The sequence below is a fragment of the Abditibacteriota bacterium genome (assembly GCA_017552965.1).
Classification (GTDB): domain Bacteria; phylum Armatimonadota; class UBA5829; order UBA5829; family UBA5829; genus RGIG7931.
On the sequence record JAFZNQ010000010.1, the window covers coordinates 12,651 to 28,244 of the forward strand.

A 15,594-nucleotide genomic window follows, 5' to 3' on the forward strand; every position below is an offset into this window, starting at 1 on the left:
TATATACGATATGGGTGTCGGCTCTGCATCCGGCGCTATGTTTTCGGAGAAGTATATGAAAATCATTCTGATCACATTTATCCTGACGCTTTCTGCCGTCCTTCCCTGCTTTGCGTACATCATACCCAACGCCAAGTACCCTTCGGAGGACGTGATCCTGGCTCAGGTCATAGCCGACAGCTCCTACGGCATCATCCCCGGGGGCGCCGCCGACTGCACCGAAGGGCTGAAGACAGCCATACGCGACTGCGAAGAGATGGGCGGCGGCACCGTGTTCCTGCCCGCAGGGGAATATCTGGTGACAGGGCCCGTGTGCATTCCGTCCACTGTGGTCCTTCGGGGCGACTGGACCGACCCGCTGAACAACAAAAAAGACAGAGATCCCGGCACTGTGATCATAGCAAAGCCTGCCCCAAAGGCGCTCGGCAGATCGCCATATGACGGAGCCTTGTTCATAGTGGAGGCCAGCGCGGGCCTCATGGGCCTCACCTTCTGGTATCCCGAGCAAAACAGCGCTGCCCCCGTGGCCTTCGGTCCCACCGTCTGCGTCAAGCCCGAGGACGACGACTACGTCACCACCAACGTGTACAGACCCAAAAAGATAGTCTCCTGCGCCACTCTGAAGGATCTGACTCTCATCAACTCCTACAGAGGCATCAACGCCGAATACAGCCACGAACTGTGTCAGCTGGAGACCATAAGGGTCTGCGGCCTGGATTACGGCATCAAAATGTCCAACTCCACCGACGTGGGCTACAGCGCCGACATATTCATCAGCCCCGACGTATGGCTTCGGGCCGGCAAGTATTCCTGCCCGGATCCTGTGAGCCTCAAATACTATTGCAGGGAAAATACGGAAGCGCTGGTCCTGGGATGGCTGGATGACGAGACCCTCTCCGACATCAGGATCAACGGCTGCAATCTGGGCATACACTTTCTGGATCAGGGCTTTTGGGGGCTCTTTTACGACGTGGAGGTGACTGACACCCACACCGCCGTTCTCTGCGAGAACCTGAACACCTGGGCCGGCGCGGTCATGTCCCGGGGCGTACTTTCCGGCGACGATTATGCGGTCAAATGCGACTCAGTGACCGGAGTCCTCAAGCTCTGCGGCTTCACTCTGAAAGGCAAGACCGAAGGAAAAAGGCTGCGCATCAACGACGCTCCTGTGACAGAGACTCTCACTCCCCGCACACACTTCCGTCCGGAGCCCAGGCTCTTTGAGCCGGACCTGAAGTCTGCGGACAAGACCCATACCGACATATCCGGTCCCCTGCAGAGGTCTCTCGATGAAGCCGCGAGCGCAGGCGGAGGGATAGTGGCTCTGCCTCCCGGCATATTCAGCCTCTATAAGCCCATCACCGTGCCCGAAGGCGTACTCCTGACCGGCAGCTCCTGTATATTCATGAAGGACACCACCGATTTCTGCGGTGGCACCGTGATCCTGAGCTATGTGACCGACGGATATTCTGTGGCTCTCAAAAAGAACGCCGGCGTCAACGGCATGAGGTTTTTCTGCCCCTGCTTTGACAGTGTGACGGCTCTCGGACATATAGAAGCCGGCTCTCCCGAGACCGGGACCTGCTGCATCAAGGGTCTCTCGGACGGAGTGTACGTCACCAACAGCGTGGTGACCGCCGCCTTTACGGGCATAGATTTCAGAGGCTGCGACCGTCACTACATCAAGAAGGTCTTCGGAGTATGCTATCTGTCCATGATCGCTGCCGGTGGCAAAAACGGCAGCATAGAGGGAGTGCTGGCCAATATGCACTTCAGCCAGAGGCATTGCCTCAATCAGTTTTTTGATCCGGCAAAAGCCGACCCAGAGCGCAACTGGTATATGCTGGGCAACCACATCAGAGACCTGAACCTCAGGCCCCATTGCACTACCGTCAGGATCGAGGACGCAGACAGGGAGCAGATACTCAATCTGTTCATGTACAGTCCATGCCATCTGATAGACACCAAAAACAGCACCGGCACCTATATCAACGTGTCCTCCGACTTCATGTACGGATATCAGCTGCTGTTTGACCGGAGCCGCGTCCGGGTCGTCAACTCCCTGAGGTCCTGCGGGGGCTCTGTGTCTGTCACCGACTCGGACGTCAGGATCACGAACCGCATCGCCATCAGCAATATGACCGAGCTGGACTATGACTCAACGAAAAGCCCGGTGGACTCCTACCGCTACACGGACAAGATACCTCTCTGCGACTGCGAGACCCTGGACGGCACCAGCCTGGTGTCTCTGACGGACGACAATCAATACGTGACAGAAGGGTCTCACGCATGGCTCAGGACCGGCTGCAACAAGGACGACAATTATCTGGTGTCGGTGAGATTCCCCGATACGGATATCTCTTCCGTGTGGCCCGAGGGACGGCTCCATATCAGCATATACGTCAACGACTATCACAATATCATCTGGGGCGGCCAGATCCAACTGTGCTCCGGAGGCAAGCAGCACGAGCAGATGCTGTGCTGGTCTCTGCCCGTGTTCCTGCTCAACAAGGGCTGGAACGAGGTGTATCTGCCCTTTGACAGCGCAGTGCCCGCGGGAGCTCCCTTCGAGCCGGATCACGCCAACTTTATCACCATGTATTCTTATTTCGGCGAGAACTATGACAACGTATTTGCCATAGACAATATATTTGCCTGCAAATAGAGACCGATATGAGCATACCGACAAGGCCCCGGATCAGAAAACACGGGACGGTGAAGCTGCATACGGTGGAGACCACTCCCATAGTATTCGGAGACAGGCTGTACAGATTCGAATACGTCCGCCCGGCAGATCTCAACCCGGCCAACCGGGAGCGCCGGTCGCATTTTCACTTTGTGGATCTCAGGACCGGTCAGGCCACGCCGCCCTTTGCCTATGACCATCATATGGGATCAGCCTATACGGACGGCGGCGTCATGTATGCCGTGGGCGCGGCAGGCTGCTGCGGAAGCGACACCCTGCATATATTCAGGTCCGGGGATCTGCGGGAGTGGGAGCTGTGGGGCGAGCTGTCCCTGCCGGGACATGAGATATACAACACAGGCATATGCAAGAGAGACGGAGCCTATACTCTGCTCTACGAGATCGGGGCGCCCCCTGAGGAAGCGGGAAATCCCTTTACCTTCAGGTTCGCCCGATCGGAGGATCTGTCCCGATGGACCACCCTGCCCCGGGAGTATGTGTTCCAAAAGGACCGCTACGCGGGAGGTCCGGCCATCTATTACACGGGTGACGGCTATTATTACGTACTGTATCTGGAGGAATATCCGGGTCCCTGCTACGCCAACTGCATAGCCAGATCCCGGGACCTGATCCAATGGGAATACAGCAAGCTCAATCCCGTGCTGATGTTTGACGAATACTCAGACAAGCTGATAGCCGACCCTTTTCTCACCGTCGAAGAACAAAGGGTGATAGACGGCGCCACGGACGTCAACAACAGCGATATGGAGATATGCGAATGGAACGGCAGGACCATCATATATTACAGCTGGGGGGATCAGCAGGGCCATGAGTTTTTGGCCGAAGCCTCCTGGGAAGGGACCGTGAGGGACTTTCTTGAAAGCTGGTTTCAGAAATAATCAATAATTCAGGATATACATTCAGGGAGGACATTATGTACGAGCTTTCCGACAGGATCCAGAGACTCCGCGAAGAAGCGGTCAACAGCAAAACCTACATGAAAAACTGGGGCTTGCAGCGCCACCTGTACTATACTTTGGGCGCCTGTGAAGCCAGACTGAGAGGCGAGACCAACACGGAGATAGTCGCCTCCGGCATGACCAGGACCATAGACAGCTTTACTCCCGTGATAATCCCCGGAGAGATACTGGTTGGCTTTACCATCGGAGAAGGAGAGCACTACTTCATACCTCAGGAAGAGACGGCCTGCCGTCGGGCTCTGACGGACAACGGCGCCACCCCCGAAGACATCGAGAAATTCCTGGCCTTCGTCAAGGAGCCTCCCGCCAATCCTGTCCCTGACCCGGAGCCCGACCTGACCGAGGAAGAGATCCGCACTCAGCAGGATCACACTGCCCTGGGCTGGTGCTGCTCTCAGAACCACTCGGTCATCGCCTACAAAAAGATCCTTGAAAAGGGCTACGAAGGCATGCTCCGGGAAGTGGAAGAAGGCGAGAAAAAGAACGGCCCCCTGCCCATTTACCGAGCTATGAAGCGCATCTGCCTCTCCGCCTGCGATCTGGGCAAAAGATATGCCGACAAGGCCCGGGAGCTGCTGCAACAGGCCGACTCCGATCACGAAAAGGCAGATCTGGAAGCCATTATCCGGATCTGCGACAGAGTCCCCCGTCATCCGGCGACCTCCTTCATAGAAGCGGCTCAGTCCCTGCTCTTCGCTCATATACTGAACACCTGGGAGGACGACGTCAACGCCAACTCTCTGGGGCGTCTGGATCAGATACTCTATCCCTACTACGCGGCCGACAGAGAAAAAGGCATACTCACCGACCGGGAGGCATTTGAGATCATCTGCGCCCTGTGGATCAAGCTCTACAGGGACTATGACGTTCAGCAGTCCTGTATAGGCGGCACGGACGCCGAAGGCAATAGCCAGGTCAATCCCCTGTCTTATCTTATGCTGGACGCCACCGAAGCCCTGGGCTTCGTGAGGTGTCTCTCCGTCCGGTATTCTGCCCGGACAGAGAAGGAGTTCCTGAGAAGGGCTCTGGAGGTCACCGCAAACGTGGGAAAGGGCGTGCCCTTCTTCTTCAACGACGACGTGATGATCCCCGCGCTGGAATACAAAAAGATCCCTCATGAGGACGCCTGCGGATACACACAGATAGGCTGTGTGGAGACTGTCATCCCCGGCAAATCCAACCCCCACGCCGTCAGCGGACAGATCAACGTGCTGAAGACCATAGAATACATACTCTGCGACGGCTATAATATGAATCGTCCCGAGCTCAAAAGCGGTCTTTCTCTGGGCGACTACGAGTCCCTGGACACCTATGAGAGCTTTTGCGAGGCGGTAAAAAAGCAGATGGCCTACATGTTCGACCAGAGCTGCATCAAGATCAAAAAGACAGCCGACGCCTGGGTCCACGTGTTCCCCCGCCCCTACAAATCCCTGTTGACTGAGGGCTGCATCGAAAGAGGCCTTGATTTTAACAACAAGGGCGCTCTCTATGATTATTATCAGGTGTGCATATGCGGCATACCCAACCTGGCAGACTCCCTGACAGTCATCAAAAAATTCGTCTATGACGACAAGCGCTACACACTGACAGAGCTGAAGGAGATCCTCCTTGGCAACTTTGCCGACGAAGCCGTCAGACAGGAATTCGTGCGCAAGGCACCCAAGTACGGCAACGACATCGAAGAGGTGGACAGTCTGGCTGCCCGCATCACCGATTATGCCTGCGACCTGCTGGAAGAATATTCGGACAAGTATCACATGTCCTACCACGCTCAGCCCTTCACCTTCCTGTGGATGATCGACCACGGACACGCCACCGCAGCCTCACCCGACGGCCGCCGGGCGGGCGAGCCTCTGGCCTACAGCTGCTCCGCCATGCAGGGCAGAGACCACAAAGGTCTCACCGCCCTGCTCAACTCCATATGCGGACTGCCGGGCAAAAAGGCCCCGGGGACCATTTCGGCCATCGTGGAGACCGACCCCAAGCTGTTCAGCAGCCACAATATCGACCTTATGACAGACACCCTCATAGCCGCAGGCAAAAAGGGTCTCTCCAACGTGCAATTCAACATAGTGGACGCCGATACCCTCATTGACGCCCAGAAGCATCCGGAGCACTACAGCAATCTGGCCGTGAGAGTGTCCGGCTTCAGCCAGAAGTTCAATCTGCTGTCGCCGGAATTGCAGAACCATATCATAGGAAGAACCAAACACCAATGTCTGTAACAGGCTGTATATCCAATATATCCAGAGCTTCTGTTCACGACGGTCCGGGCATACGAACCGTCGTGTATTTCAAGGGCTGCTCTCTCAGATGCCGCTGGTGTCACAATCCGGAGACCCAGCAGACCCTGCAGGACATCATGTATGCCCCTGTCAAATGCATAGGGTGCGGCAGATGTGTCGCAGTGTGTCCCGATCACCACAAGGCGGGAGAGCAAAAGATGGTCTTTCTCAGGGAGGGCTGTCTCAGGTGCGGCAAATGCGCCGAGGTATGCCCCTCCGAAGCCTTGTCCGTCAGCGGCAGTCCCGCAGACGGCGAAGAGGTGATAAAGGAAGTGCTGAAGGACAAGCTGTATTATCGGGAAAGCGGAGGCGGAGTGACTCTGTCCGGAGGCGAATGCCTGCTGCAGCCGGACTTTGCCGCATATATACTTTCCCGGTGCAAAGAGGAGGATATATCCACCTGTGTGGAAACGGCCCTCTGTGTAGCTCCCGAGGCCATCGACAGGGTCCTGCCTTACACGGATCTGTTTTTGACGGACCTGAAGATCCCGGACCCCAAAAAGCACGCCGTATATACGGGCAGGGACAACAGCCTCATCATTGCCAATCTCCGCTCACTGGCCCCCCGGGCCAGGGTGCTGGCGCGCATTCCCCTCATCCCCGGAGTCAACGATTCCGAAGAGGACAAGGAGGGCTTTGGGGAGATCCTGTCCGGTCTCCGGGACAGCCTGACCGGCGTGGAGGTCCTGAGATACAACTCCATGGCCGAGTCCAAATATATACTTGCCGGCAGAGAATATTCCGGCTTTGGCGAAGCTCAGACCGATGAAGCCATGCTGGAGTTTTGCGACTCCCTTCAGAGCCGGTTGCCGGAGGGCCCACGGGTATATACGGTGATATGACCAAAGCTCCCGGATCCGCAGGGATCCGGGAGCTTTTTTGTCCTGCGACTCTATTTCATATTGATGAGATGGGGAATAGTCGCCTCAAAGTCCACTCCGTACCAGGGTTCCTCCGGGTTCTTCATGGTGACCTCAATGGTATAGGCTGTATAGTCAGCCGCTATCCTGACAGCGTCCCGCCAATCCAGTCCTTTCATGATCTCTCCCACGCACACGGAGGCAAACAGGTCTCCCGTCCCGTGGTAAGAGGCGTCTATCCGGCGGTGAGGATAATAATACCAGCTGCCGTCGAAGCTGTCGTAGCCGGCCACACCGGTGACGCCCTCTTCAAAGGACACGCCGGTCAGCAGGGTCACTCCGGACCCAAAGCCGCTCAGGGCCAGCAGCAGGTCCCTGATATACTCCTTGTCGTACTCGGTCCTGTATTCCCTGCCGGTCATAAAGCAAGCCTCGGTGATGTTGGGGGCGATGATATCCGCAGAGGCGCACAGCTCGGTGTTTTTGCGGGCATAATCCATATCAAAGGCAGGATACAGCTTGCCGTTGTCGGCCATGACCGGATCCACGAAGACTACCGTGTCATCATTCCTCAGATCACCTATGAGCTGCCTGAGCAGGTCTATCTGCTCAATGGTCCCCAGATAGCCGGTGTATATACCGTCAAAACGCACCTTCTCATCCAGCCAGTGTCTGGTGAAGGGCTCCAGGGTATCCGAGAGGTCCCTGACCACAAAGTTTTTGAACATGGTGTGCGTAGACAAAACAGCCGTAGGCAGGATCACAGTCTCGGAGCCCAGGGCCGAAATGACCGGCAGAGCGATAGTCAGGGAACACTTGCCCAGACAGGAGATATCCTGCACCGATAATACTCTCTTCATGATGATTCCTTTCTGGTGTATTTGATACACTTCCGTAGTACCATTACTGATTATAGCAGTATTTACCTACTCAGTCAATAGGATTATCGAAACGCAAATAGCAGCCGCGGCCAAAAGCTGCGGCTGCCATGCTCCCGTAAATCTTTACTCTCTGTCCAGGGACACGGTCACCGTCTGCCAGAACTGAGGATCATTGCATTCAAAGTTGCCCATGAACTGGTATTCTCCGCTGCCCTGAGCCACCTTTACCAGCAGTCTGTTCCACCCCTGCTTCAGGAGCAGACGGGTCTCAAAGCCAAAGTATTCCGGAGCGCAGGAGTGGATCCTGGCGTCTTCAAAGACGGGAGACCCGTTGAGAAACACCTTGCAGCCGTCGTCGCTGCAGCCCACCAGATAGAGCTTGGGGGCGTCGGGATCCAGCAATATCTCGTCGAGAGCTCTGGGAGAATGGATCCAGAGGGACAGGTAGGACGCGCAGTCCTCATTGGTTCCGTCCAGATCAAACTTCAGTGAATCCCGGTCTGCGGATATAGTCTTCCAGCCTTCCGCCGGGTCGTCAAAAGCTACGTATTCTGTCTGCATGGCCTCCTCGAAGGTCTTGGCAGGGAATATGGCGCTCTGCTTCATTTTGCGGATGACGCCCAGAGAGGAGCAGGCAGAATCCGTGTCTTCGTCATTGTCCCTCAGCACGATGCCCAGATATGCAGCCAGACCGGCAGTCATGGCGGCCATATCCCCCGAGTATTCCGAGCTCATGGAGCACAGATATATATCTCCTCTGTCCTTCTTTAGCCTGACAAGGGCGGAGGCGTCCGGCTTGTATTCCCGCTCCGAACGGTAGAGGGAGCCGGTCTTGATGTTTTCCGGCTCGTAGTTCCAGCGGCGCCAATCGGCCCCGGAGGGGTCTATGAGCCTTTCGCCCTTCTTCAGCGCCTCCCCTCCTATGCCGTATTTCATGATCATCTGATTGGAGGACTGAGTAAAGTAGAGCAGTCTGTTGGGCAAAACGTCCGACACCAGAGACGTGGACTCTCTCTGGACATAGTCTGCAGAAACAGGCAGCAGCTTGTTGACGTATGGCAGAGACTCCTCCGTAAAGCCCCAGATGAGCACGGGCTTGCCGCCGGAGGAGTATTCCGTGACCAGGGAAGCTATCTCCGGATAATTCTTGGCGTCTATCCCGGTCCCGTCCACCAACAGCAGCTCGCCCATATCCTCCACGGGCCAGCCGGCAAACCTGAGAGTATTCACCATCCGGGAGCTCTCCTGCGCATAGGCTACCTGCAGGATATGAGGCTCCTCTGCCTCCGCCGACGCGCTTTTGGGTATTTCCGTATACGGGAAGTCCTTTGTGTCTCCCGTATAGGCAGCCTTTACCGCATCAAACAGAGGCCAGGGCTCATAGAGAGGCAGGTTGGGATCGTAGCCGGGATTCAGGGTGGTACAATAAGGGCCCAGGCGCTGAGGCTGCGCTCCGTGCTGGCCGTCTCTCTGTTTTGCGAAGAATATACCGTCAGTGAGAGCCGGCTCCCGGGAGGTATCCTCCATACCCAGAGCCAGAGGCTTCAGTCCGTACCATACCATGTTGAAGACCGATGCATAGGCAGCGTTGTTAGCCAGCTGCCTGTTGACCAGATGGTCATAAGCCTCGCAGGCCAGAGCCTCCATACGCCTCTGCTGATCGATATACACGGTATCCCCGTACCATTCCAGATCCCGGGGCGTGCCGTAATAGGCCGCTCCGGACTCTCCCACTCCCCAGGGACCGCCCTTGGCAGCCGCTTTTTTGCAGGAGTCCATATCGGCATAGTGGAGCATATCCACCGGGATATAGCCGTCCAGATCTCCGCTGCCGTCTGCGGATATCCAGTCTCTTGTGGGGTCCAGCCTGCGGATAATGTCGGTCAATGAGCACAGACGCTTCACTATATCTGCTTTTTCCTCCGGCTCATACATATAGGCGCAGGGCACGCTTTCGTTTTCCACGCTCCAGCCAAAGACGGAAGGATGATTCCTGTCCCTTGTGACCAGCTTTTCAATATGGGAGGCAAATCTCTCCCAGGTCTCATTCTCCAGGAAGTTGAAGGCGCAATGGCTGTCCCATATACCGCTTTCGTCCAGCACGGCTATACCCATCTCGTCAGCCACGTCCAGATAGAATTCGGGATAAGGCTGAGCATGGAGCCTGACCGCATTGCCGCCGGCGTCCTTGATGGCAGTAAACCAGGCCCGGGCGTATCGGCGGGTCAGCTGAGGGATGCCCATAAAGTGCCAGGAATCCCCTTTCAATACCACCTTTTCACCGTTGAGATACAGGCTGTCCCCAACGATGTCAAAGCTTCTGTATCCGAAACGCCGGGAAAGGGAATCGCAGGTCCTGCCCTCCACGCTCAGAGAAACGGAAGCCAGATACAATACGGGATGGTCCATGGACCACTTTTCGAGACCAGACGCGTCTGCGTAGAGCACCGCCTCTTCAGAGCTGCCGGGCTCCAGCTCCACCTCGACAGACCCGAAGGCCCCGGCTCTGGACCCGGCGCGTCCCCGGTCTTCGGAGGAATCGCCGCCGACCCAATCAAAGATGCTGCCGGCGACACGGATACGTTTTTTGGCGCCTGTCCGGTTCACCAGAGTGACCAGCGCTTTTACCCTATCCGTATCCGGCTCGGGAATGACAAACACGTCCCGGCAGGCTACGGGATTTTCCGAGGTAATATACACGTCCTGCCAGACGCCTGCTATATGCATGCCCCAGAAGGAGCCTGTGGGATAGGTGTAGTCTCCCCCCTTACTCTTCTTGTTCATCACGGAGCTCTTGCGGACACGGAGCCGCAGGGTGTTGTCTCCGTCCCAGCGGACATAGGGCGTGATGTCGAAGCGGAAGGGCAAAAACGAGTCAAAGCCTTCGCCGGCCTTGCTGCCGTTCACATACACTTCAAAGGGGCCGGCCACAGCCTTGAACTCCGCATATATCACCCTGCCCCGCCACAGCGAAGACAGGCGAAAGCTGCGGGTCATATAGCCGCACATATACCTGTCCCAATCGGCAGGATATGAAGGATAGCAGCGAAAATCGCCTCCTCTGCCCTGGGAATAGGAGTTCACGTTCCAGGGCGAGGGTATGGATATAGGGACCCGGGAAGAAGAGGCCTGCTCATAAGAAGCCTCCGGGTCCTCGCTGCCCCGGAACTCCCATTCCCCGTTCAGGCACATTTCTCCTCTGACGGGTATATCCCGTGCTTCCAGGATCCCCTTGTCGGGGGCAAAATCGCCCGGGAAGAGGTGAGCGGCAAATACAGGGCTGACCAGTGCCAGCAAAAGAGCTATCATATAGAGTTTTTTCATGATATGGGTTCTCCGAAAGATATACACTATATTGTAGCACATATGGAAGAGAATAGGCATATGGTCATATGTTTTTTAAGAGCAGCCATTTGCAGGTAGCCAAAAATGGGCGTCATCCTGCCCCCCAAAAGCCCTTTCCCTCCTGTTTTAGCAAGATCCCGCCTGTGGATAAATCTTCCGGGCCTGTTGACAGCCTGTGGATAAGACGCAAGAACCTGTGGAAAACCTCCGCTATCCTGTGCATAACCACGCATTCCTGTGGATAAACGCCGGTTTGCCTGTGGATATCCTGTGGATACAACTGTTTGCTGCCACAGATGCATCCTGACCGGCCCCAAAGCCCCACACGCCCGGATGCACTCCTGCCCTGTGCGCGGCGCACTTGAAAAGAGAGGCTTCGATATAGTATAATTAATATTGATTATAATAGATATATACTATATTAACGAGGTGATAATATGCGCGTCTTGCTCACCGGCGCTGCCGGTATGCTTGGCATGCAGCTTATTATTAAGCTTCTCAGCCGCAACCACCACATCATTCCTACGGACTACAAGGGGCTCCACAACGTGATCAACGTGGATATATGCAATTCCGAGCAGGTCTTCGCCATATTTGAGAAGACCAGTCCCGATTTCGTGATCCACACGGCAGCCCTGACCGACATTGACAAGTGTACTCTGGAGCCGGATCTGGCATACAGAGTCAACGTCCAGGGAACGTGGAACGTAGCGGCTGCGGCGGCCAGGCATGACGTGCCCATAGTGTTCATCAGCACCGACAACGTGTTTGACGGCATGAAAAACGGCCCCTACACCGAGTACGACAGGCCCAACCCGCTCAACACCTATGGTCAGAGCAAGCTGGCGGCGGAGTATCACATCAGGAATCTGACGCGCAAGTATTTTATCATCCGCACCTCATGGCTGTTTTCGGAAAAAGGCAAGAACATGCCTCTCTTTATCCTGGACACCGCCATGAAGCAGCACAACATACACATAGCCGCGGACCAGATAGCTTCGCCCACCTACGCCAAGGACCTGGCAGAATTCATAGCAGACCTGCCCGACAATTACCTCTACGGTACTTATCATTTTACCAACAAGGGCTCCTGCTCCTGGTACGAGCTGGCAAAGGACATCCTGTCCCTTGCAGGCATCAGCGGCGTCACGGTCACTCCCGTGGCCTCCAACGAGTACAAGTCGCCTACCAGAAAGCCCAGGGCTTCCGTGCTCAGACATTACAATCTCGAAATGCAAAACAAAGACAATATCAGGCATTACAAGGATGCACTTAAGGAGTTTATATCAGAATGGATTACAGCAAAACAGTAAATCTTCCCAAGACCGATTTTCCCATGAAGGCCAACCTGCCTGTCCGCGAAACGGAATACGAAAAGTACTGGGAAGAGAATGACATATACCAAAAGGCCCTGGACAAGGCGTCAAAAGGCACCTTTGTCCTGCATGACGGCCCCCCCTACTCCAACGGAGAGATACACACAGGCCACGCTCTCAACAAGATCCTGAAGGACATCATAGTCCGCTATATGCTCATGCAGGGCAAGCGGTCCGACTATTATCCCGGCTGGGACAATCACGGACTGCCCATCGAAAACAAGGTGTCGGAGCAGTTTGCCAAGAAAAAGATAGTCCCCGACACGGTGCAGATGAGAAAAGCCTGCCGCGAATATGCCGCCAAATGGATCGACATTCAGCGGGAAGGCTTCAAAAGGCTGGGTATATTTGCCCATTGGGACAACCCCTACCTGACCATGACCAACATATACGAGGCCACCATCATCAAGGTGTTCGGCGAGCTGGTGGAAGATGGCTATATATACAGAGGCCTGCGGCCTATCCATTGGTGCATCAACTGTGAGACAGCCCTGGCGGACGCAGAGATAGAATACGCGGATCACTCCTCGGATTCCATATACGTCAGGTTCCCTCTTGCATCTGACCCCAAAGGACTCCTGAAGAGCGACAAGCCCATATACGTCATCATATGGACCACCACTCCCTGGACCATTCCCTCCAACCTGGCGGTGGCCATCCATCCCGATTATGACTATGTGCTCGCAGAGACAGACGACAGCTGCTATCTGCTGGCTCGGGATCTGGCAGAAAAGGCCTTTGGCGAGATAGGCATATCCGACTACAAAGAGACTGCCCTCTTCAAGGGCTCCGATCTCTACGGAGTGGAATTCAGACATCCCATCTACGACCGCAGATCCCCGGTCCTCCTGGCAGACTACGTCACCCTGGAAGACGGCACCGGCGTCGTACACACGGCTCCCGGCCACGGCAAGGAAGACTTTGAGACCGGCAAACGCTACGGCCTCGAGGTGCTGAACCCCGTGAACGGCAAGGGCTGCTACACGGCAGAGGCCCCGGGCTTTGAGGGAATGCACGTATTCAGACACGGCAACGCAGCCGTTCTGGAAAAGCTGACTGAGGTGGGCGCCCTGCTGAAAAGCCAGACCATCACTCACTCCTATCCCCATTGCTGGCGCTGTCACAAGCCTGTGATTTTCAGGACCACGCCCCAGTGGTTCATGTCTCTGGACCACAAGGAGCTGAGACAAAGGATCCTCGAGGCCATCAAAAAGGTGGAGTTCTTCCCGAAGGAAGCCGAAAACAGGCTTACTGCCATGATGACCAACGCTCCGGACTGGTGTCTGTCCAGACAGCGCTCCTGGGGCGTAGGCATACCCGTGCTCTATTGCAGCGACTGCAATGAAGCGGTGCTGGACAAGAGCGTCATAGACAAGGTGTATGAGGACGCTCTCCAAAACAGCTCCGACTCCTGGTTTGAAAAGGCGCCTGAGTTCTTCCTGCCGGAGGGCTACAGATGCCCCAAATGCGGCGGCACTCATTTCATCAAGGAAAAGGACGTGCTGGACGTATGGTTTGATTCCGGCTCCTCCTGCAGAGCGGTGCTGGACAACTTTGAGCACATATCCTTCCCTGCCGACATGTATCTGGAAGGCTCCGACCAGCACAGAGGCTGGTTCAACAAGTCTATTGTAGTGGGAGTCGCCACCAGAGGCGAAAGCCCCTTCAGGCAGCTGGTGAGCCACGGCTTTGTGCTGGACAAGGACGGCAAGGCCATGAGCAAATCCCTGGGCAACACCATCCCGCCCAAGGATATCATCAACAACATGGGAGCAGACGTGCTGAGGATATATATCGCCACCTGCGACTACGCCGACGATATACGCATAGGCCAGGAGATGCTCAAAAACGCAGCCGACGGCTACAGACGCATCAGAAACACCTTCCGGTTCATGCTGGGCAATCTGTCGGACTTCGACCCTGCTGCCGACGCTGTGCCTTATGACAAGCTCTACGACATAGACAAATATGCTCTCGCCAGGACGCAGGAGCTGATCCGGGATGTCACCGAAGCCTACAACGGCTACGAGTTCCACAAGGCAGTCAAGGCCATCATCAACTTCTGTTCGGTGGATATGAGCAGCCTGTATCTGGACGTGCTCAAGGACAGGCTCTACACCTCCGGCAAAGACTGGCCCATCAGGCGCTCCGCCCAGACCGGTCTCTACCACGTGCTGAAGACACTGGTCAGACTGACCGCCCCTGTGATACCCCACACCTCCGAAGAGGTATGGCAGTTCATGCAGGACTCCTCAAAGGAAGAGTCGGTGTTTTTGGCAGACTTTCCTGTGGTAAGCGAGGATATGCTCTACGCCGACAATCGCTGGAGCGAGATCCTGGCCGTGAGAGACCGGGTCTTTGCCAAGCTGGAAGATGCCAAGACCAACGGGATCATCGCAAAGCCCATCGAAGCCAAGGTCACACTGCACCTTCCGAAGGATCTCATAGACCTGCTGCCCACAGAGCCGGCGGAGCTGGCCAGCTATTTCATAGTATCTCAGGTGGAGCTGCAGGAAGGCGAAGGCGATATCGTCATCGAAAAAGCCGTGGGAGAAAAATGCGAGCGCTGCTGGCTGGTCATGAAAGACGTGGGATCGGATCCGGAGCACCCGGGTCTGTGTTCCCGCTGTGCCGAAGCGGTAAAATGAGTTTTAGCGGCAGATATCTATCTGCCGCATCTTTTTGTTATGCACCGAAATCTGAAACTGCTTATATTGACCGCCCTTGCCGCAGCTGCCGCGGATCTCGCTGTCAAGCTTGTTGTCCTCAGTCAGCTCCGCGACAGGTCCATAGACGTGATACCCGGCTTTTTTTCTCTCACCCTGTCCTTCAATTACGGGGCGGCCTTTGGGATACTCAAAGGCAATATCTGGCCGGTGGTATTCATATTTGCCCTGATGCTGGCAGCAGGCATCAGCTACAGGACCAAGCTCACCAGATCCCGGGGACTGTCCATAGCCTTCGGACTGGTGCTGGGAGGCGGAGCCGCCAATCTGGCAGACCGTCTGCTGATAGCTCCCAGGGGCTCGGTCACGGATTTTCTCGACTTTCACATAGCCCACAGCGATGCTGTGCTGGCATATCCCACCTTCAACGTGGCTGACGCTTGCATCGTCGTAGGATGCATAGCCATCATCTATCTGTACAGATTCATCAAGGAGGACAGCTGATTGCATTCGGT

Annotated in this window: 9 protein-coding genes; 7 read left to right on the plus strand and 2 right to left on the minus strand. The window is 55.7% G+C overall.

Going from position 1 to position 15,594, the window contains the following annotated elements:
* Positions 1-55: 55 nt before the first annotated feature.
* Genes IK083_02280 through IK083_02295 form a run of 4 tightly spaced genes read left to right on the plus strand, consistent with a single transcriptional unit; the run spans position 56 to position 6,793 of the window.
* Positions 56-2,665, plus strand: coding sequence for a hypothetical protein (locus IK083_02280; protein ID MBR4748385.1), 2,610 nt, complete (start codon positions 56-58; stop codon positions 2,663-2,665).
* Between the two features lie 8 nt (positions 2,666-2,673).
* Positions 2,674-3,585: a hypothetical protein gene (locus IK083_02285; protein MBR4748386.1), complete on the plus strand. Its 912-nt coding sequence runs from the start codon at positions 2,674-2,676 to the stop codon at positions 3,583-3,585.
* A gap of 35 nt (positions 3,586-3,620) precedes the next feature.
* Entirely contained in the window at positions 3,621-5,891 is a 2,271-nt protein-coding gene (locus tag IK083_02290) for a hypothetical protein (GenBank protein ID MBR4748387.1), read from the plus strand.
* Complete coding sequence (locus IK083_02295; GenBank protein ID MBR4748388.1) at positions 5,882-6,793, plus strand: glycyl-radical enzyme activating protein; 912 nt, start codon at positions 5,882-5,884, stop codon at positions 6,791-6,793. Before IK083_02290 ends, IK083_02295 begins: the two co-directional genes overlap by 10 nt.
* Positions 6,794-6,843: 50 nt before the next feature.
* On the opposite strand, the gene IK083_02300 is transcribed toward IK083_02295, so the two are convergent.
* Positions 6,844-7,671 carry a pyridoxamine kinase gene (locus tag IK083_02300; GenBank protein ID MBR4748389.1) on the minus strand — a complete coding sequence of 276 codons (828 nt, stop codon included), beginning with the start codon at positions 7,669-7,671 and terminating at the stop codon, positions 6,844-6,846.
* 144 nt (positions 7,672-7,815) lie between these two features.
* Positions 7,816-11,016, minus strand: coding sequence for a hypothetical protein (locus IK083_02305; protein MBR4748390.1), 3,201 nt, complete (start codon positions 11,014-11,016; stop codon positions 7,816-7,818).
* A 497-nt stretch (positions 11,017-11,513) separates the two neighbouring features.
* Here IK083_02305 and rfbD point away from each other — a divergent pair, with 497 nt between their 5' ends.
* The 3 genes from rfbD to lspA are packed head-to-tail and all read left to right on the plus strand — an operon-like array spanning position 11,514 to position 15,583.
* Entirely contained in the window at positions 11,514-12,350 is an 837-nt protein-coding gene (gene rfbD, locus IK083_02310) for a dTDP-4-dehydrorhamnose reductase (GenBank protein MBR4748391.1), read from the plus strand.
* Entirely contained in the window at positions 12,329-15,061 is a 2,733-nt protein-coding gene (gene ileS / locus IK083_02315) for an isoleucine--tRNA ligase (GenBank protein MBR4748392.1), read from the plus strand. The genes rfbD and ileS overlap by 22 nt, the downstream gene beginning before the upstream one ends.
* 39 nt (positions 15,062-15,100) lie before the next feature.
* Positions 15,101-15,583, plus strand: coding sequence for a signal peptidase II (gene lspA, locus IK083_02320; GenBank protein ID MBR4748393.1), 483 nt, complete (start codon positions 15,101-15,103; stop codon positions 15,581-15,583).
* The last annotated feature ends 11 nt before the right edge of the window (positions 15,584-15,594 follow it).